General features: G+C 59.4%; 36 protein-coding genes and 1 pseudogene. 2 read left to right on the top strand and 35 right to left on the bottom strand.

Translation table 11 applies throughout. The features are described from left to right. From P3T21_RS34100 to P3T21_RS34090, 3 genes and pseudogenes are all read right to left on the bottom strand, one after another. Positions 1-188: pseudogene (locus P3T21_RS34100) on the bottom strand (c-type cytochrome biogenesis protein CcsB); the annotation flags it as partial. Positions 189-192: 4 nt separating this feature from the next. Beyond that, entirely contained in the window at positions 193-2,403 is a 2,211-nt protein-coding gene (locus P3T21_RS34095; protein WP_429260299.1) for a cytochrome c biogenesis protein ResB, read from the bottom strand. Positions 2,404-2,520: 117 nt separating this feature from the next. Beyond that, entirely contained in the window at positions 2,521-3,174 is a 654-nt protein-coding gene (locus P3T21_RS34090; RefSeq protein WP_429260298.1) for a c-type cytochrome, read from the bottom strand. 241 nt (positions 3,175-3,415) lie between these two features. Here P3T21_RS34090 and yihA point away from each other — a divergent pair, with 241 nt between their 5' ends. Both yihA and hemB read left to right on the top strand, forming a co-directional pair. After that, the gene (yihA, locus tag P3T21_RS34085; protein WP_429260297.1) at positions 3,416-4,069 is read left to right on the top strand and encodes a ribosome biogenesis GTP-binding protein YihA/YsxC; all 654 of its coding nucleotides are present in this window, start codon (positions 3,416-3,418) and stop codon (positions 4,067-4,069) included. Positions 4,070-4,301: 232 nt separating this feature from the next. Beyond that, a complete protein-coding gene (hemB, locus tag P3T21_RS34080) occupies positions 4,302-5,300 on the top strand; it encodes a porphobilinogen synthase (protein WP_429260296.1) in 999 nt (332 codons plus the stop codon). A 91-nt stretch (positions 5,301-5,391) separates the two neighbouring features. Here the strand turns inward: hemB and dsbD are convergent, their stop codons facing one another. From dsbD to tuf, 32 genes are all read right to left on the bottom strand, one after another. Beyond that, positions 5,392-7,263: a protein-disulfide reductase DsbD gene (gene dsbD, locus P3T21_RS34075; protein WP_429260295.1), complete on the bottom strand. Its 1,872-nt coding sequence runs from the start codon at positions 7,261-7,263 to the stop codon at positions 5,392-5,394. Further along, a complete protein-coding gene (cutA, locus tag P3T21_RS34070) occupies positions 7,256-7,567 on the bottom strand; it encodes a divalent-cation tolerance protein CutA (protein WP_429260294.1) in 312 nt (103 codons plus the stop codon). Before cutA ends, dsbD begins: the two co-directional genes overlap by 8 nt. A 164-nt stretch (positions 7,568-7,731) precedes the next feature. Beyond that, complete coding sequence (rplQ, locus tag P3T21_RS34065) at positions 7,732-8,127, bottom strand: 50S ribosomal protein L17 (RefSeq protein WP_090537209.1); 396 nt, start codon at positions 8,125-8,127, stop codon at positions 7,732-7,734. 164 nt (positions 8,128-8,291) lie between these two features. Next, positions 8,292-9,269, bottom strand: coding sequence for a DNA-directed RNA polymerase subunit alpha (locus tag P3T21_RS34060; protein WP_429260293.1), 978 nt, complete (start codon positions 9,267-9,269; stop codon positions 8,292-8,294). Between the two features lie 124 nt (positions 9,270-9,393). After that, the gene (rpsD, locus tag P3T21_RS34055) at positions 9,394-10,017 is read right to left on the bottom strand and encodes a 30S ribosomal protein S4 (RefSeq protein WP_429260292.1); all 624 of its coding nucleotides are present in this window, start codon (positions 10,015-10,017) and stop codon (positions 9,394-9,396) included. A 144-nt stretch (positions 10,018-10,161) separates the two neighbouring features. Further along, the gene (rpsK, locus tag P3T21_RS34050) at positions 10,162-10,566 is read right to left on the bottom strand and encodes a 30S ribosomal protein S11 (RefSeq protein WP_006052224.1); all 405 of its coding nucleotides are present in this window, start codon (positions 10,564-10,566) and stop codon (positions 10,162-10,164) included. A 28-nt stretch (positions 10,567-10,594) separates the two neighbouring features. Then, positions 10,595-10,960 carry a 30S ribosomal protein S13 gene (rpsM, locus tag P3T21_RS34045; RefSeq protein WP_006052223.1) on the bottom strand — a complete coding sequence of 122 codons (366 nt, stop codon included), beginning with the start codon at positions 10,958-10,960 and terminating at the stop codon, positions 10,595-10,597. A 41-nt stretch (positions 10,961-11,001) separates the two neighbouring features. Next, a complete protein-coding gene (gene rpmJ, locus P3T21_RS34040) occupies positions 11,002-11,118 on the bottom strand; it encodes a 50S ribosomal protein L36 (RefSeq protein ID WP_004199844.1) in 117 nt (38 codons plus the stop codon). A gap of 20 nt (positions 11,119-11,138) precedes the next feature. Then, positions 11,139-11,357, bottom strand: a complete 219-nt coding sequence (gene infA / locus P3T21_RS34035) for a translation initiation factor IF-1 (RefSeq protein ID WP_004521905.1) — start codon at positions 11,355-11,357, stop codon at positions 11,139-11,141. Between the two features lie 8 nt (positions 11,358-11,365). Continuing rightward, entirely contained in the window at positions 11,366-12,712 is a 1,347-nt protein-coding gene (gene secY, locus P3T21_RS34030; RefSeq protein WP_429260291.1) for a preprotein translocase subunit SecY, read from the bottom strand. Positions 12,713-12,758: 46 nt separating this feature from the next. Next, positions 12,759-13,193 carry a 50S ribosomal protein L15 gene (gene rplO, locus P3T21_RS34025; protein ID WP_429260290.1) on the bottom strand — a complete coding sequence of 145 codons (435 nt, stop codon included), beginning with the start codon at positions 13,191-13,193 and terminating at the stop codon, positions 12,759-12,761. Positions 13,194-13,222: 29 nt separating this feature from the next. Continuing rightward, a complete protein-coding gene (rpmD, locus tag P3T21_RS34020) occupies positions 13,223-13,405 on the bottom strand; it encodes a 50S ribosomal protein L30 (protein WP_010106952.1) in 183 nt (60 codons plus the stop codon). A gap of 14 nt (positions 13,406-13,419) precedes the next feature. Further along, the gene (gene rpsE / locus P3T21_RS34015; RefSeq protein WP_007180127.1) at positions 13,420-13,938 is read right to left on the bottom strand and encodes a 30S ribosomal protein S5; all 519 of its coding nucleotides are present in this window, start codon (positions 13,936-13,938) and stop codon (positions 13,420-13,422) included. A gap of 14 nt (positions 13,939-13,952) precedes the next feature. Next, positions 13,953-14,318, bottom strand: coding sequence for a 50S ribosomal protein L18 (gene rplR, locus P3T21_RS34010; RefSeq protein ID WP_006052218.1), 366 nt, complete (start codon positions 14,316-14,318; stop codon positions 13,953-13,955). Positions 14,319-14,330: 12 nt separating this feature from the next. Next, entirely contained in the window at positions 14,331-14,861 is a 531-nt protein-coding gene (rplF, locus tag P3T21_RS34005) for a 50S ribosomal protein L6 (protein ID WP_090695789.1), read from the bottom strand. Positions 14,862-14,880: 19 nt separating this feature from the next. Then, on the bottom strand, positions 14,881-15,276 hold the full coding sequence (gene rpsH, locus P3T21_RS34000) for a 30S ribosomal protein S8 (RefSeq protein WP_090537196.1): 396 nt from the start codon (positions 15,274-15,276) through the stop codon (positions 14,881-14,883). A gap of 14 nt (positions 15,277-15,290) precedes the next feature. Continuing rightward, a complete protein-coding gene (gene rpsN / locus P3T21_RS33995; protein WP_133661207.1) occupies positions 15,291-15,596 on the bottom strand; it encodes a 30S ribosomal protein S14 in 306 nt (101 codons plus the stop codon). 7 nt (positions 15,597-15,603) lie between these two features. Next, positions 15,604-16,143: a 50S ribosomal protein L5 gene (rplE, locus tag P3T21_RS33990; protein WP_090537192.1), complete on the bottom strand. Its 540-nt coding sequence runs from the start codon at positions 16,141-16,143 to the stop codon at positions 15,604-15,606. A gap of 16 nt (positions 16,144-16,159) precedes the next feature. Continuing rightward, complete coding sequence (gene rplX / locus P3T21_RS33985) at positions 16,160-16,468, bottom strand: 50S ribosomal protein L24 (RefSeq protein WP_228882649.1); 309 nt, start codon at positions 16,466-16,468, stop codon at positions 16,160-16,162. Between the two features lie 9 nt (positions 16,469-16,477). Next, positions 16,478-16,846, bottom strand: a complete 369-nt coding sequence (gene rplN, locus P3T21_RS33980) for a 50S ribosomal protein L14 (protein WP_006052212.1) — start codon at positions 16,844-16,846, stop codon at positions 16,478-16,480. Positions 16,847-17,135: 289 nt separating this feature from the next. Continuing rightward, positions 17,136-17,408: a 30S ribosomal protein S17 gene (rpsQ, locus tag P3T21_RS33975; RefSeq protein ID WP_228882652.1), complete on the bottom strand. Its 273-nt coding sequence runs from the start codon at positions 17,406-17,408 to the stop codon at positions 17,136-17,138. Further along, complete coding sequence (rpmC, locus tag P3T21_RS33970) at positions 17,405-17,599, bottom strand: 50S ribosomal protein L29 (RefSeq protein ID WP_007180130.1); 195 nt, start codon at positions 17,597-17,599, stop codon at positions 17,405-17,407. Before rpmC ends, rpsQ begins: the two co-directional genes overlap by 4 nt. Positions 17,600-17,609: 10 nt before the next feature. Then, positions 17,610-18,026 carry a 50S ribosomal protein L16 gene (gene rplP, locus P3T21_RS33965; protein ID WP_090537188.1) on the bottom strand — a complete coding sequence of 139 codons (417 nt, stop codon included), beginning with the start codon at positions 18,024-18,026 and terminating at the stop codon, positions 17,610-17,612. 2 nt (positions 18,027-18,028) lie between these two features. Continuing rightward, a complete protein-coding gene (gene rpsC / locus P3T21_RS33960; RefSeq protein WP_228882661.1) occupies positions 18,029-18,835 on the bottom strand; it encodes a 30S ribosomal protein S3 in 807 nt (268 codons plus the stop codon). A gap of 11 nt (positions 18,836-18,846) precedes the next feature. Continuing rightward, positions 18,847-19,176: a 50S ribosomal protein L22 gene (gene rplV, locus P3T21_RS33955; RefSeq protein ID WP_011490054.1), complete on the bottom strand. Its 330-nt coding sequence runs from the start codon at positions 19,174-19,176 to the stop codon at positions 18,847-18,849. A 12-nt stretch (positions 19,177-19,188) separates the two neighbouring features. Then, on the bottom strand, positions 19,189-19,464 hold the full coding sequence (rpsS, locus tag P3T21_RS33950) for a 30S ribosomal protein S19 (protein WP_054036552.1): 276 nt from the start codon (positions 19,462-19,464) through the stop codon (positions 19,189-19,191). 10 nt (positions 19,465-19,474) lie between these two features. Then, positions 19,475-20,302 carry a 50S ribosomal protein L2 gene (gene rplB / locus P3T21_RS33945; protein ID WP_429260289.1) on the bottom strand — a complete coding sequence of 276 codons (828 nt, stop codon included), beginning with the start codon at positions 20,300-20,302 and terminating at the stop codon, positions 19,475-19,477. A gap of 2 nt (positions 20,303-20,304) precedes the next feature. Continuing rightward, positions 20,305-20,619, bottom strand: coding sequence for a 50S ribosomal protein L23 (rplW, locus tag P3T21_RS33940; RefSeq protein ID WP_090537179.1), 315 nt, complete (start codon positions 20,617-20,619; stop codon positions 20,305-20,307). Beyond that, positions 20,616-21,236: a 50S ribosomal protein L4 gene (rplD, locus tag P3T21_RS33935; RefSeq protein WP_090537177.1), complete on the bottom strand. Its 621-nt coding sequence runs from the start codon at positions 21,234-21,236 to the stop codon at positions 20,616-20,618. The genes rplW and rplD overlap by 4 nt, the downstream gene beginning before the upstream one ends. After that, a complete protein-coding gene (gene rplC / locus P3T21_RS33930) occupies positions 21,236-21,895 on the bottom strand; it encodes a 50S ribosomal protein L3 (RefSeq protein ID WP_090537437.1) in 660 nt (219 codons plus the stop codon). The genes rplD and rplC overlap by 1 nt, the downstream gene beginning before the upstream one ends. Positions 21,896-22,083: 188 nt before the next feature. Continuing rightward, positions 22,084-22,395 carry a 30S ribosomal protein S10 gene (gene rpsJ, locus P3T21_RS33925; protein ID WP_006998489.1) on the bottom strand — a complete coding sequence of 104 codons (312 nt, stop codon included), beginning with the start codon at positions 22,393-22,395 and terminating at the stop codon, positions 22,084-22,086. A 129-nt stretch (positions 22,396-22,524) separates the two neighbouring features. Next, positions 22,525-23,715 carry an elongation factor Tu gene (tuf, locus tag P3T21_RS33920; protein ID WP_063497539.1) on the bottom strand — a complete coding sequence of 397 codons (1,191 nt, stop codon included), beginning with the start codon at positions 23,713-23,715 and terminating at the stop codon, positions 22,525-22,527. Between the last annotated feature and the right edge of the window lie 9 nt (positions 23,716-23,724).

Below are 23,724 nucleotides of genomic sequence, written 5' to 3'. Positions count from 1 at the left end.
TCATTCATGAAGGGGGAATAGCGCGACAGCGCGAAACCCGCGCCGGCGACCATCGCCAGCGCAAACAGCCAGTCGGTGATGCCGAGGCGCTTCAGGAACGGGCGTTCGTCGAACAGCGCGACGTGAGACGCCTGATCGACGGGCGCATTCTTGTGCGAGGGGGAAGAGGAAACCTGAGACAAGTCCATGATCTTACCGGGTCGAATCTTGTGAGCCTGCCGACTTCTGCGCGCCGGATGTGCCCGCGGCGTCGGATGCATCGGTGGGTTTGACGCTCAGTGCGGCGCCGACAGAATCGCGCGTCTGGGCAAATTCTTTCTCGAAATCGAGAGTTTTGCGAGCGCTCGACATCGCCATCACGACATTCACACCGTGATCACTATCTTTGAGCCAGAACCACAGGCGCCGTTCGCGAACGTAGAACATCGAGAAGATGCCCAATACGAGGAGCAGGCTGCCAAGATACACGACTTTTTTGCCTGGCGCGCGCGTGAGCTGGAATACCGAAGCCTGAACCTGCTTGAACGAATCAAGCTGCAGATAGACCGGCGATCCGTACAGAAAGCTGTCCGAAAGCGCATTGATCGCGCTTTGCACAAAACGGCTGGTATCGGCATCCGCCTTCACGTCGGCCTCGCCAGCCTGCTCGCGGGACAGTTGCCACACGTCCCACATCGAGCCTTCCAGCATGCGCAGGAGCAGGCCAGCAGCCTTTTCCTGCTCACCCTTCGGCACGGAGTGGTCGATAAAGCCGGCGATCGCCTGGAAGCCGCCGATGACCTGGCCGTTCGGCGCCTTGCCACCCGAATCGTCCGCGCCAGCAAAGAGGGTCAGGACGCGCGACGCGCTTTCTTCCAGATGCTGCTGCAGTTCCTGGTTCGAGCCCGGCACCGAGCGCAATGCAAAGCGATGCGCGGCTTCGGCACGCAGCGCCGGGTTTTCGAGCGCCGCGCGCAGATTCATCCATTCCTTGACCGTGCCGCCGGCGTCGGCGGGAATGCGCAGGTAGCGGAACGGATCATCGGGATTCAGACGCATGCCGGCGAGGAACATGCGTTCGCCGTTCACATCGACGGGCAGCATATAGTTGTTGTACTCGCGCGCCTGGCCGTCCTTGCCGCGCACCTTGTACTGCACCGACGGGCCGACGTTGCGCAGATCAACCGGCTTCGACGTCTTCGCGCCGGAGCCGAGCCGCTCGTCGAACGCTTCCTTCAGCGAGCGATGGGCGGCCACGCCGCGCGCATCGTTCGCGCCGCTGCCGTTCGACGTGTTTTCGACGTTGATCGCGCGGAAATCGGTGAACTCGACGGTCTGGCCGTCGGCGCCGGGGATCGTTGCCGTCAGCGGCGCCGCGCCGCCGATCGGGCCGCCGAACGGCACGGTCTTCATGGTGTCGCCCGTCATTGGATACGCGGTCATCTGCATCTGCGAGCCGCCGTCCTGGAAGCTCGATTGATAGATTGACACGCCGTCGTACTCAAACGGCTTGTTCACCTCGACGCGCGCGGGCACGCGTGCGCCCGTCTTGTGATCGATCACGACAATATCGCTCGCGAACAGCTTTGGCATGCCGGTCGAGTAATAGTCGACGATGAATTTGTTCAGCTCGATCGAGAACGGCAGATCCTGAATGAGGGATCCGTCCTGCTGGTTCAGGATCGCGGTCGACACGTGCTGACCTTCCGGCACCCACGCGTAGCCGCGGAACGTCGGATTCGTCTGCGACAGGCGATGCTCAGCAGGGATGTCGTTGATGACCGTGTTGCTTCGGATCGGCGTCTTGTCGAAGAGCCACATTTGCAGCTTGATCGGCAGATTGCTGTCGAGCAGGCCGCCGATACAGATCACGACAATCGCGACGTGCGCGAAGATGTAGCCGAGCTTCGTCATCGCGCCGCGTTTGGCGGCAATCAGCGTCGCGCCTTCGGTTTCGCGTACGACGAATTTGTAGCCCATCTTGCCGGACAGTTTCGCAAGCAGCGTGGTCGTCTGCGCGCGCGTGCCGTGCACCGCGAACTCGCCTTTGTGATGGAAGGCGCGCAGGCTGCCTTCACGGACCTTGACCTTCCAGCTCTTCATGTCGGCGATCATCTTCGGCGCGTTGCGGATCACGCACAGCGAAACCGACACGATGAGAAAACCGAGGATCAGCATGAACCACCACGCGCTGTACACGTTGTACAGGCTCAGCGAGCGGAAGATGTCCGCCCAGAACGGGCCGAACTGATTGACGTAATTGGGATACGGATCGTCCTGCGTGAGCACGGTACCGATGATGCTCGCGATCGACAGGATCACGAGCAGTGCGATCGCAAAGCGCATCGAACTCAGCAACTCGACCGCACGACGCATCGCGCGTTGACCCGACTTCAACTCCAGACCCGACGTGGTAACGCTCATTCATACTCCGACTGAACAGCAAAAAAGGGTGAAGGGCTATCGTCTGCTGACGACGCCCCCACCCTTTTCTTGTTTTTTCCGGCCTCGACGGGCCGGTTGTACCTGCGTGCGAACCGCTTAATGCAGGCCCGCGATGTAATCGGCTACTGCCTTGATCTCGCTATCCGACAAACGGTTTGCGATGGTGTGCATCGCTTCGTTGTTGTTGCGAGCGCCCGGCCCCTGCGTGAACGCGGTCAACTGCGTCACCGTGTAATCCGCCCACTGCCCCGACAGACGCGGATACTGCGACGGAATGCCCTGGCCGGTCGGGCCATGACAGCTCGCGCACGCCGGAATGCCCTTGTCGGCAATCCCGCCGCGATAGATCTTCTGCCCGAGCGGCACCGTGTTCTTGTTATGCGCGTAGCCGGGCTTTGGCACCTGGGTCGCGAAATACGCGGCTACGTTGACCATGTCCTGATCGGATAGTGCGGCAACCATGCCCGCCATGATCGCATTGTTACGCGCCGGCTGCTTTGCGCCGGACTGCGTCTTGAAATCCATGAGCTGCTTGACGAGGTACTCGGGGTGTTGACCCGAGAGCTTCGGATACGCGCCGCCGGCACTGTTGCCGTCTGCACCGTGGCACGAAGCGCAAACCTGCGCCGCGATTGCCTGACCCCGATTCACGTCCGGCTTTGCCGGATCTGCTGCTCTTGCCTCGACGACCCAACCTGAAAGACCTGCCGCAACTTGAAGCACCATCAGAGACTTGAACAGTCGATTCATTCGCACACCCTGTTTCGTCTTGTGGGAATTAGAGGTTTTGCAAAATACGACGGTGATGCTTTTACTGCGATTCTTTACTGTCGAGGCCATTGCCCGCGGTTCCCCGCAAGGCACGCTCCTTGCCTCGCCGGTCTTCAGTAAACCGCCGTATTGTACAATAACTCGCTAATCGCGAAGACGCCAGTCGGGCTTGTCCCGTCCCCACTCCGGGTCACAGGGCGTCTCACATCCTGGTTCCCTCATGTCCTTCCTGCTCCACCAAGCCCGCTTTTTCACGACGGTCAATCATCTGCGTGATCTGCCGGCCACGTCTCAGCCCGAAGTCGCCTTTGCCGGGCGCTCCAATGCCGGGAAGTCGACCGCCATCAACCTGCTCTGCAACCAGAAGCGGCTGGCCTTCGCCAGCAAGACGCCCGGACGCACGCAGCACATCAACTATTTCTCGGTCGGCCCGGCGGACGAGCCCGTCGCGCATCTCGTCGACCTTCCGGGTTATGGCTACGCAGAAGTGCCCGGCGCCGCGAAGGCGCACTGGGAGGCGCTGCTGTCGTCGTACCTGCAGTCACGCGCGCAGTTGCGCGGCATGATCCTGATGATGGATTCGCGCCGTCCGTTGACTGAACTCGATCGAAGGATGATCGAATGGTTCGCGCCGACCGGCAAACCGATCCACACGTTGCTGACGAAGTGCGACAAATTGACGCGGCAGGAAAGCGTGAACGCGCTGCGTTCGACGCAGAAGGGTCTGGCTGAGTATCGCGCGGCGGGCTATCAGGGCGAATTGACTGTGCAACTGTTTTCGGCGCTCAAGCGCGTCGGGCTGGACGAGGCGCACGCACTTCTCGGAAGCTGGCTGGTGCCCACTCCGACCGAAGGCGAAGCCCCGGCGGCATAGGCTGCACGGATTCTGCCCGCACGCGTTTCGGCCGCCCATAAAAAAACCCGCCGCTAGAAACGGCGGGTCAAACAGCCTAATCGAAAAACGACAGGCACCCGCTCAGGGAGGAGAAGCGGGGAGGTCAGCGCATGGCGCCTTGCTCGATCGGTATGATATACCATTGTCTCAAAAAGGTTTGGCAAGGCGGAGGGGCAGAAATTTTTCGACATTCTCCACGCACAATACTGACATGAGCTTTTATCCGCATCACCGTCCACGCCGCATGCGCCGTGACGACTTCTCGCGCCGCCTGATGCGCGAAAACATTCTCACCACCAACGACCTGATCTACCCGGTGTTCGTCGTCGAAGGCACGAACGTGCGGCAAGCCGTGTCGTCGATGCCAGCCGTCGAGCGCGTCTCGGTGGATCTGCTGATGGGCGTCGCTGAACAGTGCGTCGAACTCGGCGTGCCGGTGATTTCGTTGTTCCCGGCGATCGAGCCGTCATTGAAGACACCCGACGGCGGTGAGGCCACGAATCCTGCTGGCCTGATTCCGCGCGCGGTCCGCGAGCTGAAGAAGCATTTCCCCGATCTCGGCGTGTTGACCGACGTCGCGCTGGATCCGTACACGAGTCACGGCCAGGACGGCGTACTCGACGAAGCGGGCTACGTGATCAACGATCAGACCGTCGAGATTCTGCTTGAACAGGCGCGTGCGCAGGCTGAGGCTGGGGTCGACATCGTCGCGCCTTCGGACATGATGGATGGCCGCATCGGCGCGATCCGTGAAATGCTCGAAAGCGAGGACTACATTCACACGCGGATCATGGCGTATGCCGCCAAGTTCGCATCGGCGTTCTATGGCCCGTTCCGCGATGCTGTCGGTTCAGCGACGAATCTCGGCAAGAGCAACAAGATGACGTATCAGATGGACCCGGCCAACTCCGATGAGGCCCTGCGCGAAGTGCGCATGGATATCGAGGAAGGCGCGGACATGGTGATGGTCAAGCCGGGTATGCCGTATCTCGATATTGTCCGTCGTGTGAAGGACGAGTTCCGGTTCCCGACGTACGTCTACCAGGTGAGCGGTGAGTACGCGATGCTGAAAGCAGCGGCGCAGAACGGCTGGCTGGACCACGACAAGGCGATGATGGAGTCGCTGCTGGCGTTCAAGCGCGCCGGCGCAGATGGCGTGCTGACGTACTTTGCGCTCGACGCCGCGCGGATCCTGCGGTCGCAGAAGTAAGCTGGAGGCTGGGCCGGCGGGGTCGGCCCAGCTTTCGCGCAAACGCGTGTACCGATGCGATGCCAATGCAGTCCCGCATCGCGTCTACGCGCTATGACTTCGTCGGCGCAGCGCGTTCGAGACTGCGCAGAAACACATCCGCCGACTCGTAGCCGACGACCCGCAACACTTCGTTGCCGCCACGATCGAAGAAGATGATGCCTGGCGGGCCGAACAGTTTGAAGCGCTTGAGCAGCGTCTGATCGTCGGGACTGTTTGCGGTGACGTCGGCGCGCAGCAAATTCAGCTGCTGCAGCCTGGCGTGTACGCGCGGGTCGCTGAAGGTGAACTTTTCCATCTCCTTGCAACTGACGCACCAGTCAGCGTAGAAATCGAGCATCGCCGGTTGCGCGGCAGTCTTGACGGCCTGATCCAGTTGACCCGACGAGCGTACCGGCGCGAACGCGAGCTCGCCCGCCTTGGGACTCACAGCGCCCGCCGACGCGCCGCCGCGAGCAGCCAGCACCGCTAGCGGACGCAGTGGATCGGTCGATCCGGCTGCAAGGCCGACCAGCAGTACGGCGGCCCAGATCGTCAAGGCCGCGCCGACGCCGCGGCCAAGCCGGCGCCACACCGAACTCCCGCCCGTGGTCGGCGTGAAAAGCCCAAGCCCGGCGGATGCGATTAACAGCCAGAGCGCGCTCAACAGCATCTGAGCGCTGGCTCCCAGCACCGGCCAGACGATCCACAGAGCAGCCGCGAGCAATACGACCCCGAAAAACACCTTGACGCCGTCCATCCACAGGCCGGCACGCGGCAGCAGCGTCCCGGCGCCGAGACCGATGATCAGTAACGGCACGCCGAGGCCGATTCCCATCGAAAACAGCGCGGCGCCCCCGAGCAACGCGTTCCCTGTGTGCGCAATAAACGCGAGAACGGCGAAGAGCGGCGCCGTCATGCACGCGCCGACGACCAGTGCCGACAGCGCGCCCATGCCCGCCACGGCCGCGAATTTGCCGCCTGAGTGGCCTTGCGACACGCGGGAAGCGCTGTCCTGCCAACGCTGGGGCAGCGCGATATCGAAACCGGCGATCAGCGTCAGCGCGAAGACCGTCAGCAGCACACCGAAAGCGCCCAGTACCCACGGATTCTGCAACCATGCACCGAGGCTCTGCCCGACAAGCGCGGCGGCGATGCCCAGCGCCGTATAGACAAGGGCCATACCGATCACATAAGCCAGCGACAGTGAAAAGCCGCGTGCCCGTGTCACCCGCGCACCTTCGCCGATGATGATCGCCGACAGGATCGGGATCATCGGATACGAACACGGCAAAAGACTCAGCACGACACCGGCGACGAAATACAGACCGACAATCGCGAGAAAACCGCCGCCCTGCAGCAGCGACTCGGCGTAATCGGCGCTGGTCGCGCGCTCGTACCAGGACGCGTTGGTCGTTGCTTGAGCCTGTTGCGAGGACAAGGACGCCCCCGGAGCCGCAGCAACGGTGGCCACTGTGCCCGAAGTTGCCGCCTGCAACGCCGCGCCCTTCACGTGATAGACGCGCTCCATCGGCGGATAGCAGATGCCTGCGTCGGCGCAGCCCTGCGACGTGACCGCGACATCAAACGCGCCCGACACGGATTTGACCGGAATGCGGATCGTCAGGTCGCCCCGGTACGTCTCGACGTTCTTTTGAAAGGTCTCATCGAATTTGACGTGCCCGGCCGGCAGGACGGGCTCGCCGAGGCTGACCGAGCCGTTGCGCGTCGCGAACGCAAAGCGTTCGCGGTACATGTAATAGCCGTCGGCGATCTTGTAGTGCACGTCGACTTCGCCCGGTTGCTCCGTGGCGCCGAACCTGAAGGCAACATCAGGATCGAGGAAATCGTCCGCGGCTGCGGCGAGACCGGCAAACGGCATCGCCAGCAGAAGGAGCAACGACAGTGCGACAGCGTGCACGCGTCGATTGGAGCGGTTAAACATGGAGAGTGCGTTGAGTTTCAGCGTTGATCCATTGGCCGTAAGCCACCGAAGCAGTGGCCTGCCATGAGAGGATTTCAGGTGTGTCGTACGGATGGTGAGTCTGAATATACTGTTCGAGCTCCAGAGTTCGCGCGGCGCTCGTCTTGAACAGCAACTGGATTTCGTCGGCGGATTCGATCTTGTTGTGCCAGTGATAACTGGAATGAACCGCGCCGAGTTGCGTCACGCATGCGGCGAGCCGCGCGTTGAGCGCGCCCGACGCCAGCTTTCTCGCCGAATCCAGGTCCGGCACAGTCGTCAGCATCAAGGTCACCGCTACACTCACAACTCGCTCCACCCGACAGGTAATCCGCTCACGCTATCGTATCACCAGGACCCATAACGCCGCTGGTCGTCCCCATCGCGACATTCGGCCCGGAAAACAAAAAAGCCAGGCGTTTGCCTGGCTTTTTCGCTAATGCTGGGAGCTTATTCCGCTTCCTGAATGTCGTCTGCTTCGACGATTTCCGGACGATCCATCAGCTGGACCAGCGCCATCGGTGCGTTATCGCCGACGCGGAAGCCGAACTTCAGGATGCTGGTGTAGCCACCCGGACGATTCGCGTAGCGCGGGCCGAGCACTTCGAACAACTTCGTGACCGAGTCACGATCACGCAGGCGGTTGAACGCCAGACGACGATTTGCCAGCGACGGCTTCTTGCCGAGCGTGATCAGCGGCTCGACGACTTTACGGAGTTCCTTCGCCTTCGGCAGCGTCGTCTTGATGACTTCGTGCTCGATCAGCGAGTTAGACATGTTACGGAGCATTGCCAGACGGTGGCTGCTCGTGCGGTTCAGTTTCCGCAGACCATGACGGTGACGCATTTTGATTCCTTTGATTCAGAGTTTTGATCCAGCTCTTCTATCGTGCTCTGCCTGACCGTAAGGTCGGTAAGCACACGGGCCGGTAGTGAAAAATGGCAAGACGCGGATTTTAAAGGAAAATCCGCGTCTTCGCCAGTCGCGGTACAGCTGCGATTACGGGCGTATTACTTGTCCAGACCGGCCGGCGGCCAGTTCTCGAGCTTCATACCGAGCGTCAGGCCACGCGAAGCGAGTACTTCCTTGATCTCGTTCAGCGACTTGCGGCCCAGATTCGGCGTCTTCAGCAGCTCGTTTTCCGTGCGCTGGATCAGGTCGCCGATGTAGTAAATGTTCTCGGCCTTGAGGCAGTTCGCAGAGCGAACTGTAAGTTCGAGATCATCCACCGGACGCAGCAGGATCGGATCGATCTGCGGCGCGCGCGACGGTGCTTCTGCCGTAGCTTCAGTGCCTTCCAGCGCAGCGAACACCGACAGCTGATCAACCAGAATACGCGCCGATTGACGGATCGCTTCTTCCGGCGAAATCACGCCATTGGTTTCGATGTTCATCACGAGCTTGTCGAGGTCGGTACGCTGTTCGACGCGCGCGCTTTCGACGGCGTAGCTCACGCGGCGAACCGGCGAGAACGACGCGTCCAGCACGATACGGCCGATGATCTTGGCCGACTCTTCGCCATAACGACGCACATTGCCCGGCACATAGCCACGGCCCTTTTCGACCTTGATCTGAACGTCGAGCTTGCCGCCCTTCGACAGATGCGCAATCACGTGATCCGGGTTGATCACTTCGCAGTCGTGCGCAAGTTCGATGTCGCCAGCGGTGACAACGCCTTCGCCTTCCTTGCGCAGCGTAACCGTCACTTCGTCACGGTTATGCAGCTTGAAAACGACACCCTTCAGGTTCAACAACAGGTTGACTACGTCCTCTTGCACACCGTCGAGCGTCGAATATTCGTGCACGACGCCTGCAATCGTCACTTCGGTCGGCGCATAGCCAATCATCGACGATAGCAGCACGCGCCGAAGCGCGTTACCCAAGGTGTGGCCGTAACCGCGTTCAAACGGTTCCATGACCACTTTCGCATGGCTATCGCCAAGCGATTCAACTGCGATGATCTTGGGCTTCAACAAACTGGTTTGCATAGGTTTTCCTTTTCAATACCCTCGGCTCGTTACACCGATAAGGCTGACCGGTAACAACCTGAAAATAAACAGCCGAGACGCCCCCTTGCGCAACGCAATCAGGGTGCCCCGGCCGTCAATCCGATTACCGCGAATACAATTCGACGATCAGGCTTTCGTTGATATCGCCAGCGATGTCGCTGCGTTCCGGCTTTTGCTTGAACGTGCCTTCGAATTTCTTCGAATCGACAGCGACCCAGCTCGGCAGACCGCCTTGCTCGGCCAACGACAGCGCTTCGAGAATGCGCGCTTGCTTCTTCGCCTGTTCACGCACCGCAACCACATCGCCCGACTTGACTTGCAGCGACGGAATATTGGTGACGACGCCGTTCACCGTGATCGCCTTGTGGCCGACCAGCTGACGCGCTTCAGCGCGCGTCGAGCCGAAGCCCATGCGATACACGACGTTGTCGAGACGCGACTCGAGCAATTGCAGCAGGTTTTCACCCGTGTTGCCCTTGAGACGGTCCGCTTCGGCAAAGTAACGGCGGAACTGGCGTTCGAGGACGCCGTAGATGCGCTTTACTTTTTGCTTTTCGCGCAGCTGCGTGCCGTAATCGGACGTACGTGCACCCGACGTGCGGCCATGTTGGCCCGGCTTGCTGTCAAGCTTGCACTTGTCAGCCAGCGAACGACGGGCGCTCTTCAGGAAGAGGTCGGTGCCTTCACGGCGGGAGAGCTTGGCCTTGGGGCCGATATAACGTGCCACGTTGATTCCTTCTCTGATTAATCACGTGAATCTGCATTCACGCTAGTCCGAACCCTTTGGGTCGAACGGTGGGCTTAGTCAATTCAATAACGCAAGCAGCCCGTCGACGCGCGAAGCGTCAACAGGCGCTAGCAAAACGGCGTCTTAGATACGACGACGCTTCGGCGGACGGCAGCCGTTGTGCGGAACCGGCGTCACGTCGGAGATCGCGGTGATCTTGATACCAAGACCATGCAACGCGCGCACCGCGGACTCACGGCCAGGACCGGGGCCCTTGATCCGCACTTCGAGGTTCTTGACGCCGTATTCCATCGCCACGCGACCAGCCGATTCGGCTGCAACCTGAGCTGCAAACGGCGTCGACTTACGCGAGCCCTTGAAACCCTGGCCACCCGACGTCGCCCAGGCAAGCGCGTTGCCCTGACGATCGGTGATCGTGATGATGGTGTTGTTGAACGACGCGTGAACGTGAACCACGCCCTCGGCGACGTTCTTCTTGACCTTCTTGCGAACGCGTTGCGCCGCGGAGTTGTTCGAAGCCTTAGCCATTACGTTTTCCTGTAACTGTCAATTCCGCTTACTTCTTCAGCGATTGCGCTGCACGACGCGGACCCTTGCGCGTACGGGCATTCGTACGCGTGCGCTGGCCACGCAGGGGCAGGCCCTTGCGGTGACGCACGCCACGGTAGCAGCCGAGATCCATCAGGCGCTTGATGTTCATCGTCGTTTCACGGCGAAGATCGCCTTCAACGATGAACTTGCCGACTTCTTCACGCAGCTTTTCGAGGTCTGCGTCGTTCAGGTCCTTGACCTTCTTCGAAAATGCCACACCAGCAGCGACGCAAATGTCGCGCGAGCGCGTGCGGCCGATACCGTAAATTGCCGTCAGGCCGATTTCGGTATGCTGGTGATTCGGGATGTTAACCCCTGCGATACGAGCCATTGTTTTTCCTCAAACAAAAAGCGCAAGCAAAAGCGCGGCGTTCAGCCTTGACGCTGTTTGTGGCGCGGATCAGAGCTGCAAATCACGCGCACAACGCCCTTGCGCTTGATGATCTTGCAATTGCGGCAAATGCGCTTAACCGATGCCATCACTTTCATGATATTACCCTTTTTTCAAATCACTTCGCCCGGAACACGATCCGCGCACGCGACAGATCGTAAGGCGTCAATTCAACCGTCACCTTGTCGCCCGGCAGGATTCGGATGTAGTGCATCCGCATCTTGCCGGATATGTGTCCCAATACGACATGGCCGTTTTCCAGCTTTACCCGAAAGGTAGCGTTAGGCAGGTTTTCGATGACTTCACCCTGCATCTGGATTACATCGTCTTTGGCCATAAGTCCTTTCAACGCATCGGGACGCCGCCGCCTTTGAAATTAGCTTTCTTCAGCAGCGATTCATACTGTTGCGACATAACGTACGACTGCACCTGCGCCATGAAGTCCATTGTGACGACGACAATGATCAGCAGCGACGTTCCACCAAAATAAAACGGCACGTTCCAGCGCAGCACCAAAAACTCAGGCAGCAGACAAACGAACACGATGTAGATCGCACCAGCCAGCGTCAAACGCGTGAGGATGCGGTCGATATATCGGGCCGTTTGATCGCCCGGTCGGATGCCTGGAACGAAAGCGCCGCTCTTCTTCAGGTTGTCGGCCGTCTCTCTGCTGTTGAACACCAAAGCGGTGTAGAAAAAGCAAAAGAACACGATCGCCAACGCGTACAGCAAAACGTACACCGGTTGACCCGGTTTGATCGCCTCAGCCACGTTATGTAGCGTGTCGCCAAACCAGCTGGTACGCGAACCCGAACTGAACCAGTTCAGGATGGTTGCCGGGAAGAGAATGATCGACGATGCAAAAATCGGCGGAATCACACCCGACATATTCAGCTTCAGCGGCAAATGCGAAGACTGGCCGCCGTAAATCTTGTTGCCCACCTGCCGCTTGGCGTAATTCACAAGAATCTTGCGCTGGCCGCGTTCGATGAACACAACCAGATACGTCACTGCAGCAATCAGCGCGACGACGATAATCGCCGAAACCGGGCCCATCGAGCCGGTTTGCACCAGCGAGAAGAGACCACCGATTGCATTCGGAAAACCCGCTGCAATCCCGCCGAAAATGATGATCGAGATACCGTTACCGAGTCCGCGTTCCGTGATCTGCTCACCAAGCCACATCAAGAACATCGTGCCAGTGACAAGCGTCACAACCGTCGTGAGCCGGAACACCATACCAGGGTCAATGACGAGTGCCGGCTGATTTTCAAGCGCAACGGCAATGCCGAACGCCTGAAACGTAGCAAGCAACACGGTAAAGATCCGCGTGTACTGCGTAATCTTCCGTTGTCCCGCCTGGCCTTCCTTCTTCAACGCCTCGAGTTGCGGCGAGACGATCGCCAGCAACTGCATGATGATCGACGCCGAAATATACGGCATGATCCCCAGCGCGAAAATCGTGAACCGCGAGAGTGCGCCACCCGAGAACATGTTGAACATGCCAAGGATGCCGCCCGACTGGCTTTGAAACAGCTTCGCCAGTTGGTCCGGGTCGATACCCGGCACCGGAATATGCGCGCCGATACGGTAGACGATCAGCGCCAGCAGCAGGAACACTGCCCGCCGACGCAGATCGCCAAACTTCGCCGCGCTTCGACCGGGTTTTGCGAGACTCGGGCTGTTAGCCAAGTACCTTCTCCGATGCAAATGCTAGTGACGGCAATCGACTTGCGCGTTACTCGGCAAAAGAGCCGCCGGCTGCTTCGATAGCAGCGCGTGCACCCTTCGTCGCACCCAGACCCTTCACAACGATCTTGCGTTTCAGCTCGCCCGTCGCGATGATCTTGGCGCTCTTGATCAGCTCACCGACCAGGCCGGCTTGCTTCAGAGCCAACAGATCGATTTCGTCGACCGGCAGCTTTTCCAGATCGGCGAGACGCACTTCACCAACGAATTCCTTCGTCAGCGACGTGAAGCCGCGCTTCGGCAGGCGACGTTGCAGCGGCATTTGACCGCCTTCGAAGCCAACCTTGTGAAAGCCGCCCGAACGCGACTTCTGACCCTTGTGACCGCGACCTGCGGTCTTGCCGAGTCCGGAGCCGATGCCACGACCGACGCGACGCTTAGCGTGCTTCGAGCCTTCTGCCGGCTTCAGGTTATTCAATTCCATTATCAACTCCTTGAGTCCTGGTCAGCCGCTTAGCCGATGACCTTAACGAGGTACGAAACCTTGTTGATCATGCCGCGCACAGCCGGCGTGTCCTGCAGCTCGCTAACCGAGTTGAGTCGGCGCAGGCCCAGACCACGCACCGTTGCACGGTGCGTTTCGCGGGTCCCGATCAGGCTCTTTACGAGCTGAACCTTGACAGTTTTTTCAGACATGGTGACCACCTGGCTTAGCCCAAAATATCTTCGACGGACTTACCACGCTTCGCCGCGATGTCGCCCGGAGTGGACTGCTTGCGCAGACCGTCGAGCGTCGCACGGACGAGGTTGTAAGGGTTCGTCGAACCGTGGCTCTTGGCCACCACATTTTGCACGCCCATGACGTCGAACACTGCGCGCATCGGACCGCCAGCGATCACGCCCGTACCATCCTTCGCCGGAGCGAGGAGGACAGCGGATGCGCCATGCTTACCGTGCACTTCGTGTTGCAACGTACCGTTCTTGAGCGGCACCTTGAACATATTGCGGCGAGCCTGTTCCATCGCTTTTTGAACAGCAACCGGAACTTCCTTCGCTTTGCCCTTGCCCATGCCGATGCGGCCATCACCATCGCCAACCACGGTCAGTGCGGCGAAGCCGAGAATACGGCCACCCTTCACGACCTTGGTCACGCGGTTGACCGAAATCATCTTTTCACGAAGGCCGTCGTCGCGTTCGTCAGCCTGAACTTTCGCTTGCATCTTTGCCATGACGAATTCTTCCCTTAGAACTTGAGTCCGGCTTCGCGCGCCGCATCAGCCAGCGCTTTCACGCGGCCGTGGTAACGGAAACCCGAACGGTCGAAGGCGACGGATTCGATGCCGGCAGCCTTAGCCTTTTCTGCAATGCGCTTACCGATCAGGGTCGCAGCAGCAACGTTGCCGCCTTTACCCGTCTGATCAGCCAGTTGCGCACGCACTTCGGCTTCGAGCGTCGACGCGCTGGCGAGCACCTTGGTGCCGCACGGCGAGAACACTTGCGCATAGATGTGCGTGTTCGTGCGATGCACGGCGAGACGCGCGACCTGCAGCTCAGCGATCTTGATACGCGTCTGACGAGCGCGGCGCAGGCGAGATTGAGTCTTATCCATGATTGCGCACCCTTACTTCTTCTTCGTTTCTTTGAGGATCACAACCTCGTTGGCGTAGCGCACACCCTTGCCCTTGTAGGGCTCCGGCGGACGATAGCCGCGCACTTCTGCCGCGACCTGGCCAACTTGTTGCTTATTGATCCCCTTGATCACGATTTCGGTTTGCGTCGGGGTTTCAGCCTTCACGCCTTCCGGCATCTGGTGCACCACGGGGTGCGAGAAACCCAGCGACAGATTCAGCTTGTCGCCTTGCGCCTGTGCGCGGTAACCGACGCCAACCAGCGTCAGCTTGCGCTCGAAACCCTTCGTCACGCCGTTCACCATGTTCGCAACCAGTGCGCGCATCGTGCCCGACATCGCATTCGCTTCGCGGCTTTCGTCAACCGGCTCGAACTTCAGCGTGCCGTTGTCGTTCACCACTTTCACGAGGCGATTTGCAGCTTGCGTAATCGTACCCAGCGGGCCCTTGACGGTAATGCGTTCGTCGCTAAGGGCCACCTCTGCGCCTTGCAGCGCGATCGGGCTTTTACCTACTCGAGACATGTTTCCTCTCCTTTCGGCCTTAAGCGACGTAGCAGATGACTTCGCCGCCAACGCCCGTAGCGCGCGCCTTGCGGTCCGTCATCACGCCCTTCGGCGTCGACACGATTGCCACGCCGAGGCCATTCATGACCGTCGGGATGTCGTTACGACCGCGATATACACGCAGGCCAGGCTTCGAGACGCGTTCAAGGCGCTCGATAACCGGACGGCCAGCGTAATACTTCAACGCGATGTTCAATTCAGACTTCGCACCTTCAGCCTTCACTGCGAAATCATCGATATAGCCTTCGTCCTTAAGGACTTGCGCGATCGCAACCTTGACTTTCGACGAGGGCATCGTCACCGAAACCTTCTCGACCATCTGCGCGTTGCGGATGCGAGTCAGCATATCGGCGATAGGATCACTCATGCTCATTTACGTTTCTCCTATTACCAGCTCGCCTTGGTCAGGCCAGGGATCTCGCCGCGGAACGCGATTTCGCGAATCTTGTTACGCGCCAGCCCGAATTTACGGAACGTACCGCGCGGGCGACCAGTGATCGCGCAACGATTGCGCTTACGGGTCGGGTTAGAGTTGCGCGGCAGTTGTTGCAGTTCCAGACGGGCTGCATAACGCTCTTCATCCGACTTGCTTTGGTCGTCGATGACCGCCTTCAGCTCAGCGCGCTTGGGAGCGAACTTGGCTGCGAGGCGTGCACGCTTCTTTTCACGTTCGATCAGTGCCAGTTTAGCCACGGTAACCTCAGTTTCTGAACGGGAACTTGAAGCTGGCGAGCAGAGCCTTTGCTTCGTCGTCGGTCTTCGCAGTCGTCGTGATGCTGATATTCAGCCCACGCAGCGCGTCGATCTTGTCGTAGTCGATTTCGGGGAAAATGATCTGCTCTTTCACACCGATGTTGTAGTTGCCGCGACCATCGAACGCACGACCCGACACGCCTCGGAAGTCGCGCACACGGGGGAGCGCAACCGTCACGAAACGGTCCAGAAATTCGTACATTGCCTGACCACGCAACGTGACCATTGCACCGATCGGATAGCCTTGACGGATCTTGAAACCAGCGATTGCCTTGCGCGCCTTCGTGATCACCGGCTTCTGGCCTGCGATTTTCGTGAGGTCGCCAATAGCGTTCTCGATGACTTTCTTGTCCGCAATCGCCTCACCCACACCCATGTTCAAGGTGATCTTGGTGATGCGCGGCACTTCCATCACGGACTTGTAACCGAACTTCTCGACGAGGCCGGGTACAACCTTCTCTTTGTAAAATTCTTGCAAACGAGCCATTTTTTACTCCGCAGCGTCAGGCGCTCAGCTCAGCACCGGTCGTCTTGAGGAAACGAACTTTCTTGTCTCCATCGACCTTGATGCCTACACGGGACGCCTTGCCATTCGCGTCGACCAATGCGACGTTCGAAATTTGCAGCGGCATCGTCTTGGCTTCCACGCCGCCCGTCGTTCCCTTCATCGGGTTCGGCTTGACGTGCTTCTTGACGAGGTTGATACCCTCGACAATCACCTTGCCTTCGTCGACGGACAGCACGACGCCGCGCTTGCCTTTATCTTTGCCGGTGATGACGATAACTTCGTCACCTTTGCGAATCTTGTTCATCGCGACTCCTTACAGCACTTCAGGTGCCAGCGAAACGATCTTCATGAATCGTTCGCTGCGCAACTCGCGCGTGACAGGCCCGAAAATACGGGTGCCAATGGGCTCGAGCTTGGCATTCAACAGCACAGCTGCGTTGCCGTCGAACTTGATCAGCGAGCCGTCCTGACGGCGCACGCCCTTGGCGGTACGAACCACCACGGCGTTATAAATTTCGCCTTTCTTCACGCGCCCGCGCGGCGTTGCTTCTTTGACGGTCACCTTGATGATGTCGCCAATGCTGGCATAACGACGCTTCGAGCCGCCGAGCACCTTGATGCACATGACTTCACGCGCACCTGTGTTGTCGGCCACTTCAAGCCGAGTTTCGGTCTGGATCATGGTTTATCTTTCCCAACTTAATCCGGTCACACCACCATGGCGCACCCGGTCAGTCTTGGTCCCGTCAGCCAATCGGCTGCTTGGGTTAGAACAGCAGCGACGGCAAACGAAACCCGCCATCGCAATCCGGTGAATCCTTCGGAACAGACTGGCGCCTGAACCGCTTCCCCCACCAACTTCGCCCGCGACGGGGCTCCCATAAAAGAGGGAAGACCGAGATTATAACAAATAATCCCGGCCTTGCAAGCGAAACTTACTGCGATTTCAACTACTTCTACAACTTGCGGCGTCAGATGACGCGAGCAGCCTCGATCAGGCGAGCCACGGTCCAGGCCTTCGTCTTCGAAATCGGACGAGTTTCCTGGATTTCAACGAGGTCACCCTCGTTGTACGTGTTTGCATCGTCGTGTGCGTGGTACTTCTTCGAACGCACGACGTACTTGCCATAGATCGGGTGCTTCACGCGGTGCTCGACCAGCACGGTGACCGTCTTGTCCATCTTGTTGCTGACGACCTTGCCGACCAGCGTCCGCTTGAGCGAGGTTTTTACGCTATCGTTCATTTCTGGTTCGCCTTCTCAGTCAGGACGGTCCGCACACGAGCGATGTCGCGACGAACCTTCTTCAGCTGGCTCGTGTTCGTGAGCTGCTGGGTCGCGAGTTGCATGCGCAGGCCGAATTGCGCCTTCAACAGGTCCGACAGCTCCTTGTTGAGCGCGGCCTGATCTTTCTGGTGAAGTTCGGAAGCCTTCATCATCTACTCCTTAGGCGCCGAGCTGACGCACGATGAAGCTCGTCTTCAGCGGCAGCTTTGCTGCAGCCAGACGGAACGCTTCGCGTGCCAGCTCTTCGGTTACGCCATCCATTTCGTACAGCATCTTGCCCGGTTGAATCTCCGCGACGTAGTACTCGGGGTTACCTTTACCGTTACCCATACGTACTTCCGCCGGCTTGTGCGAGATCGGCTTGTCCGGGAAGATGCGGATCCAGATGCGGCCACCACGCTTGATGTGACGCGTCATTGCACGACGCGCCGCTTCAATCTGGCGCGCGGTCAAACGACCACGACCGATAGCCTTCAGACCGAACTCACCGAACGACACCGCGTTGCCGCGCGTCGCGATACCGGTGTTACGACCTTTCTGCTCTTTGCGATACTTTCTGCGTTTCGGTTGCAGCATCGTTATTCTCCAGTCTTCCCGTCGCCGCCGGCACCGCCAGCACGACGAGGAGCGCCACGGCGTGCACCTGCCGGGCCACCACCTTCACCATCGCGACGCGGACGGCGATCGCCACCCGGACGTGCGTTACGGCGCGGGCGCTTTTCTTCGGCGACTTCTTCAACCACCGGAGCATCGTTACGGCCAAGCGTGTCGCCCTTGTAGACCCACACCTTGACGCCGATGATGCCGTACGTCGTCTTCGCTTCCGAAGTTGCGTAGTCGATATCAGCACGCAGCGTATGAAGCGGAACGCGACCTTCGCGATACCATTCCGTACGGGCGATTTCGATACCGTTCAGACGGCCCGCGCTCATGATCTTGATGCCTTGAGCACCCAGACGCATGGCGTTCTGCATCGCACGCTTCATCGCGCGACGGAACATGATCCGGCGCTCGAGCTGTTGCGTGATCGAATCGGCGATCAGTTGCGCATCGGTTTCCGGCTTGCGGATTTCCTCGATGTTGACGTGGACCGGAACGCCCATGCGGCGTTGCAGTTCCGACTTCAGCAGCTCGATATCCTCGCCCTTCTTACCAATGACCACACCTGGACGCGAGCTATAAATCGTGATGCGCGCGTTCTTCGCCGGACGCTCGATAACGACGCGACCAACCGAAGCGTTTTTCAGCTTCTTCTTCAGGTATTCACGAACACCGATGTCTTCCTGCAGCATCGCCGCGAAATTGGTGTTGTTCGCGTACCAACGCGACGCCCAATTACGGCTGACGGCCAGGCGGAAGCCAGTCGGATGAATTTTCTGTCCCATCGTATGACCCCTTAATTTCCGACCGTCACAGTGATGTGACAGGATTGCTTCTCAATGCGGTTACCACGGCCTTTGGCGCGCGCAGTAAAACGCTTGAGAGAGGCAGCCTTATCGATGTAGATGCTCGTGATCTTGAGCTCATCGATATCGGCGCCTTCGTTATGCTCCGCATTCGCGATCGCCGACAGCACGACCTTTTTCACGATTCCCGCAGCCTTCTTCGGCGAGAACGTCAGAACGTTCAGCGCCTTGTCGACCGGCAAACCGCGGATCTGGTCAGCCACAAGGCGCGTTTTCTGCGCCGAGATGCGGGCACCGCGATGAATTGCTTTCACTTCCATCTTGATAGCCCCTTATTTCTTGGCCTTCTTGTCGGCCGCGTGACCCTTGAACGTCCGGGTCAATGCGAACTCGCCAAGCTTGTGGCCGACCATGTTTTCCGAGATGTACACCGGAACGTGTTGACGGCCGTTATGCACGGCAATCGTCAGACCGATGAAATCCGGGAGAATCGTCGAACGACGCGACCAGGTTTTGATCGGCTTCTTGTCACGCGCAGCGGCTGCCGACTCAACTTTCTTCAGCAAATGGGCGTCGCAGAACGGACCTTTTTTTACAGAACGTGCCATTGCCTACTCCTTAACGCTTGTGACGGCGCTGGACGATCATGCTCGTCGTGCGCTTGTTGCTGCGGGTACGATAGCCCTTCGTCGGCGTGCCCCACGGGCTCACCGGATCGCGACCTGCAGCCGTCTTGCCTTCACCACCACCGTGCGGGTGATCGACCGGGTTCATTGCAACGCCACGCACCGTCGGGCGGATACCGCGCCAGCGGTTTGCGCCAGCCTTACCGATTTGACGGAGGCTGTGCTCTTCGTTGCCAACTTCACCAATCGTCGCGCGGCATTCGACGTGAACGCGGCGGATTTCACCTGAGCGCAGGCGGACCTGTGCGTAGATGCCTTCGCGAGCCAGCAGCATCGCCGACGTACCAGCCGAACGCGCCATTTGCGCGCCCTTGCCCGGCAGCATTTCGATGCAGTGGATCGTCGTACCAACCGGGATGTTGCGGATCGGCAGCGTGTTGCCTGCGCGGATCGGAGCTTCCGAACCCGACATCAGTTGCTGACCAACCGTCACACCCTTCGGAGCGATGATGTACTTGCGCTCGCCGTCTGCGTACAGAACCAGCGCGATGTTCGCGCTACGGTTCGGGTCATACTCGAGACGCTCGACCTTCGCCGGAATGCCGTCCTTCGTACGACGGAAGTCGACGATACGATAGTGTTGCTTGTGACCACCGCCCTTATGGCGCGTGGTGATGTGGCCGTTGTTGTTACGGCCGGCGGTCACGCTCTGCGCGTCGAGCAGCGGTGCGTACGGCTTGCCCTTATGCAGATCCTTGTTGACCACCTTGACCATCGCGCGGCGGCCCGGCGAAGTCGGCTTAACTTTAACGATTGCCATGATTACTTGGCCTCCGCTTCAAAGTTGATTTCCTGGCCGGGCTTCAGGCAGACATACGCCTTCTTCACGTCCTTGCGCTTGCCCATGAAGCGACCAAAGCGTTTTGCTTTGCCCTTCGCGACCAGCACGTTGACGGAATCGACTTCCACCTTGAACAGCAGCTCGACGGCAGCCTTCACTTCCTGCTTCGTGGCATCCGGCGCGACTTCGAACACAACCTGCTCGTTCTTGTCGGCCACCAGCGTCGCCTTTTCGGAGATCACCGGCGCGAGCAGGACCTGCATCAAACGATGATCGTTCTTGCGAATCTCGCTCATGACAGCAACTCCTCGATCTGGGCGACCGCAGCCTTCGTGATCAGGATCTTCTTGAAGTAGATCAGCGAGAGCGGGTCGGCGTAACGCGGCTCGACAACTGCCACGTGGGCGAGGTTGCGCGACGCGAGGTACAGGTTTTCGTCAACCGTGTCGGTAATGACCAGCACGGAATCGAGACCCATCGCCTTGAATTTTTCGGCCAGCAGCTTCGTCTTCGGTGCTTCGAGCGTCAGCTCGTCGACCACCGAGATGCGGCCTTCGCGGGCCAGCTGCGAGAAGATCGAGCAGAGACCTGCGCGATGCATCTTCTTGTTAACCTTATGCGAAAAGTTTTCTTCCGGCGAATTCGGGAAGATACGGCCGCCGCCGCGCCACAACGGGCTCGACGACATACCGGCACGGGCACGGCCCGTACCCTTTTGACGCCACGGCTTCTTGGTCGTGTGCTTAACCTGCTCACGATCCTTCTGCGCGCGGTTGCCGCTACGGGCATTCGCCTGGTAGGCCACCACGACCTGGTGAATCAGGGCTTCGTTGTAGTCACGGCCGAACACGACGTCCGACGCGCTAACAGCTGCGCCTTCCTGACCATTGGCATTCAGGAGCTTAAGTTCCATTATTTCGCTCCTTTCACGGCGCGCGTCTTCACGGCCGGCGTCACGAAAACCTTGCCGCCCTTCGCACCCGGAACGGCGCCCTTGACCAGCAACAGCTTGCGGTCAGCGTCGATACGAGCGATTTCGAGGTTTTGCACGGTTACGGTGTCGTCACCCATGTGACCGGTCATGCGCTTACCCGGGAAAACACGACCCGGATCCTGCGCCATACCGATCGAGCCCGGCACGTTGTGCGAGCGCGAGTTACCGTGCGATGCACGGCCGGATGCGAAGTTGTAACGCTTGATGGTACCGGCGTAGCCCTTACCAATCGACACGCCTTGCACGTCGACTTTCTGGCCTACTTCGAAAAGGTCGGGACCGACCACGGCGCCGTTCGACAGCTCGGCAGCCTTGGTGGCATCGATCTTGAATTCTTTGAGGATTTCACCGGCTTCGACGCCTGCTTTGGCAAGATGGCCTGCCAGCGGCTTCGTTACACGCGATGCACGGCGGGTACCGAATGCAACCTGAACGGCGGTGTAGCCGTCGGTTTCAACAGTCTTGATCTGCGTCACGCGGTTGTCGGACACGTCCAGCACGGTTACGGGAATCGAATCCCCGTCAGCCGTGAAGATACGGGTCATGCCAACCTTGCGACCTACGAGTCCAAGGCTCATCGTTTTCTCCATTCCCGACTGCGATTGGTCGGGGCTAATTTACAAAATGCCGGTGTTTTTCGAACCGAACTGCACCGACTTTTTTGCGCAAATGCGCGAAAAGCCTTGCATTATAGCGAGGCTTTTCGTTTTCCGCAAGCAATCAATGACTTAGCGTCGCCCGCTGTGGCGGGCGCCGCCTGAAAGCCTTATTGCAGCTTGATCTCCACGTCCACGCCAGCCGGCAGGTCGAGCTTCATCAGCGCGTCGACAGTCTTGTCCGTCGGGTCGACGATGTCCATCAGGCGTTGGTGAGTACGGATTTCGAGCTGGTCGCGCGACGTCTTGTTGACGTGCGGCGAACGCAGGATGTCGAAACGCTGGATACGGGTCGGCAGGGGCACCGGACCACGGACGATAGCGCCAGTCCGCTTGGCCGTGTCAACGATTTCGGCTGCCGATTGATCGATCAGACGGTAGTCGAAAGCCTTCAGGCGAATGCGGATTTTCTGGTTCTGCATGACGATTCCTTGGAAAGAGCGAGGCAGCATTGCGCCGCCAGACAATAAAAGAACGTAGAGCCGGACGCCCGCCGCGGGCGGATGCCCGGCTCCGGGCACCACATTTACTACAACTGCAAACCTTCGATTTTACTCGAGGATCTTGGCAACGACACCGGCGCCGACGGTACGACCACCTTCACGGATGGCGAAGCGCAGACCTTCTTCCATCGCGATCGGGTTGATCAGCTTCACCGTGATCGACACGTTGTCGCCCGGCATCACCATTTCCTTGTCCTTCGGCAACTCGATCGAACCCGTCACGTCCGTCGTACGGAAGTAGAACTGCGGGCGATAGTTGTTGAAGAACGGCGTATGGCGACCGCCTTCGTCCTTGCTCAGCACGTACACTTCAGCCGTGAAGTGCGTGTGCGGGTTGATCGAACCCGGCTTGGCCAGCACCTGGCCACGCTCCACGTCTTCACGCTTCGTGCCGCGCAGCAGGATACCGACGTTGTCGCCCGCCTGACCCTGGTCAAGCAGCTTGCGGAACATTTCCACGCCCGTGCAGGTCGTCTTCACCGTCGGCTTGATACCGACAATTTCGATTTCCTCACCGACCTTGACCACGCCGCGCTCAACGCGACCCGTCACCACCGTGCCACGACCCGAGATCGAGAACACGTCTTCCACCGGCATCAGGAACGCGCCATCCACCGCACGCTCCGGCGTCGGGATGTACGTATCCAGCGCGTCGGCCAGGTTCATGATCGCCACTTCACCGAGCTCGCCCGTGTCGCCTTCCAGCGCCAGCTTGGCCGAACCCTTGATGATCGGCGTGTCGTCGCCCGGGAAGTCGTACTTCGACAGAAGCTCGCGCACTTCCATTTCCACCAGCTCGAGCAGCTCGGCGTCGTCCACCATGTCGCACTTGTTCAGGAACACGATGATGTACGGCACACCGACCTGGCGCGCCAGCAGGATGTGCTCACGCGTTTGCGGCATCGGGCCGTCGGCTGCCGAGCACACCAGGATCGCACCGTCCATCTGCGCTGCACCCGTGATCATGTTCTTCACATAGTCAGCGTGGCCCGGGCAGTCGACGTGAGCGTAGTGGCGGTTCGCCGTTTCGTATTCCACGTGCGCCGTGTTGATCGTGATACCACGTGCCTTTTCTTCCGGCGCCGCGTCGATCTGGTCATACGCCTTTGCTTCGCCGCCAAACTTCTTGGTCAGCACCGTCGTGATCGCTGCCGTCAGCGTGGTCTTGCCGTGGTCAACGTGACCGATCGTGCCGACGTTCACGTGCGGCTTGGTCCGTTCGAATTTACCTTTAGCCATGTTTCTCTT

The sequence above is a fragment of the Paraburkholderia sp. GAS334 genome (genome assembly GCF_050436625.1).
Classification (GTDB): Bacteria; Pseudomonadota; Gammaproteobacteria; order Burkholderiales; family Burkholderiaceae; genus Paraburkholderia.
The sequence above is the reverse complement of the archived record's forward strand: the minus strand, read 5'-3'. Positions and strand labels throughout refer to the sequence as shown.

Excerpts from the sequence above, each read along its gene's own strand:
- tuf (WP_063497539.1), bottom strand. The coding sequence starts at position 23,715 with ATGGCTAAAGGTAAATTCGAACGGACCAAGCCGCACGTGAACGTCGGC.
- rpsQ (WP_228882652.1), bottom strand. The coding sequence starts at position 17,408 with ATGAACGATAGCGTAAAAACCTCGCTCAAGCGGACGCTGGTCGGCAAG.
- rpsC (WP_228882661.1), bottom strand. The coding sequence starts at position 18,835 with ATGGGACAGAAAATTCATCCGACTGGCTTCCGCCTGGCCGTCAGCCGT.
- rpsS (WP_054036552.1), bottom strand. The coding sequence starts at position 19,464 with ATGGCACGTTCTGTAAAAAAAGGTCCGTTCTGCGACGCCCATTTGCTG.
- rpsM (WP_006052223.1), bottom strand. The coding sequence starts at position 10,960 with ATGGCTCGTATCGCAGGGGTTAACATCCCGAATCACCAGCATACCGAA.
- hemB (WP_429260296.1), top strand. The coding sequence starts at position 4,302 with ATGAGCTTTTATCCGCATCACCGTCCACGCCGCATGCGCCGTGACGAC.
- rplV (WP_011490054.1), bottom strand. The coding sequence starts at position 19,176 with ATGGAAGTGAAAGCAATTCATCGCGGTGCCCGCATCTCGGCGCAGAAA.
- rplF (WP_090695789.1), bottom strand. The coding sequence starts at position 14,861 with ATGTCTCGAGTAGGTAAAAGCCCGATCGCGCTGCAAGGCGCAGAGGTG.
- P3T21_RS34095 (WP_429260299.1), bottom strand. The coding sequence starts at position 2,403 with ATGAGCGTTACCACGTCGGGTCTGGAGTTGAAGTCGGGTCAACGCGCG.
- infA (WP_004521905.1), bottom strand. The coding sequence starts at position 11,357 with ATGGCCAAAGACGATGTAATCCAGATGCAGGGTGAAGTCATCGAAAAC.
- rpsH (WP_090537196.1), bottom strand. The coding sequence starts at position 15,276 with ATGAGCATGAGTGATCCTATCGCCGATATGCTGACTCGCATCCGCAAC.
- rpsE (WP_007180127.1), bottom strand. The coding sequence starts at position 13,938 with ATGGCAAAGATGCAAGCGAAAGTTCAGGCTGACGAACGCGACGACGGC.
- rplE (WP_090537192.1), bottom strand. The coding sequence starts at position 16,143 with ATGGCTCGTTTGCAAGAATTTTACAAAGAGAAGGTTGTACCCGGCCTC.
- rpmC (WP_007180130.1), bottom strand. The coding sequence starts at position 17,599 with ATGAAGGCTTCCGAACTTCACCAGAAAGATCAGGCCGCGCTCAACAAG.
- rplR (WP_006052218.1), bottom strand. The coding sequence starts at position 14,318 with ATGGATAAGACTCAATCTCGCCTGCGCCGCGCTCGTCAGACGCGTATC.
- rplB (WP_429260289.1), bottom strand. The coding sequence starts at position 20,302 with ATGGCAATCGTTAAAGTTAAGCCGACTTCGCCGGGCCGCCGCGCGATG.
- rplX (WP_228882649.1), bottom strand. The coding sequence starts at position 16,468 with ATGAACAAGATTCGCAAAGGTGACGAAGTTATCGTCATCACCGGCAAA.
- cutA (WP_429260294.1), bottom strand. The coding sequence starts at position 7,567 with ATGCTGACGACTGTGCCGGACCTGGATTCGGCGAGAAAGCTGGCGTCG.
- P3T21_RS34090 (WP_429260298.1), bottom strand. The coding sequence starts at position 3,174 with ATGAATCGACTGTTCAAGTCTCTGATGGTGCTTCAAGTTGCGGCAGGT.
- rpsJ (WP_006998489.1), bottom strand. The coding sequence starts at position 22,395 with ATGCAGAACCAGAAAATCCGCATTCGCCTGAAGGCTTTCGACTACCGT.
- rplC (WP_090537437.1), bottom strand. The coding sequence starts at position 21,895 with ATGAGCCTTGGACTCGTAGGTCGCAAGGTTGGCATGACCCGTATCTTC.
- rplP (WP_090537188.1), bottom strand. The coding sequence starts at position 18,026 with ATGCTGCAACCGAAACGCAGAAAGTATCGCAAAGAGCAGAAAGGTCGT.
- rplN (WP_006052212.1), bottom strand. The coding sequence starts at position 16,846 with ATGATCCAGACCGAAACTCGGCTTGAAGTGGCCGACAACACAGGTGCG.
- rplO (WP_429260290.1), bottom strand. The coding sequence starts at position 13,193 with ATGGAATTGAATAACCTGAAGCCGGCAGAAGGCTCGAAGCACGCTAAG.
- yihA (WP_429260297.1), top strand. The coding sequence starts at position 3,416 with ATGTCCTTCCTGCTCCACCAAGCCCGCTTTTTCACGACGGTCAATCAT.
- P3T21_RS34060 (WP_429260293.1), bottom strand. The coding sequence starts at position 9,269 with ATGCAAACCAGTTTGTTGAAGCCCAAGATCATCGCAGTTGAATCGCTT.
- dsbD (WP_429260295.1), bottom strand. The coding sequence starts at position 7,263 with ATGTTTAACCGCTCCAATCGACGCGTGCACGCTGTCGCACTGTCGTTG.
- rplW (WP_090537179.1), bottom strand. The coding sequence starts at position 20,619 with ATGAGCGAGATTCGCAAGAACGATCATCGTTTGATGCAGGTCCTGCTC.
- rpmD (WP_010106952.1), bottom strand. The coding sequence starts at position 13,405 with ATGTCTGAAAAAACTGTCAAGGTTCAGCTCGTAAAGAGCCTGATCGGG.
- rpmJ (WP_004199844.1), bottom strand. The coding sequence starts at position 11,118 with ATGAAAGTGATGGCATCGGTTAAGCGCATTTGCCGCAATTGCAAGATC.
- rplQ (WP_090537209.1), bottom strand. The coding sequence starts at position 8,127 with ATGCGTCACCGTCATGGTCTGCGGAAACTGAACCGCACGAGCAGCCAC.
- rplD (WP_090537177.1), bottom strand. The coding sequence starts at position 21,236 with ATGGAACTTAAGCTCCTGAATGCCAATGGTCAGGAAGGCGCAGCTGTT.
- rpsK (WP_006052224.1), bottom strand. The coding sequence starts at position 10,566 with ATGGCTAAGGCTTCGAACAACTCCGCGGCGCAACGCGTTCGCAAGAAG.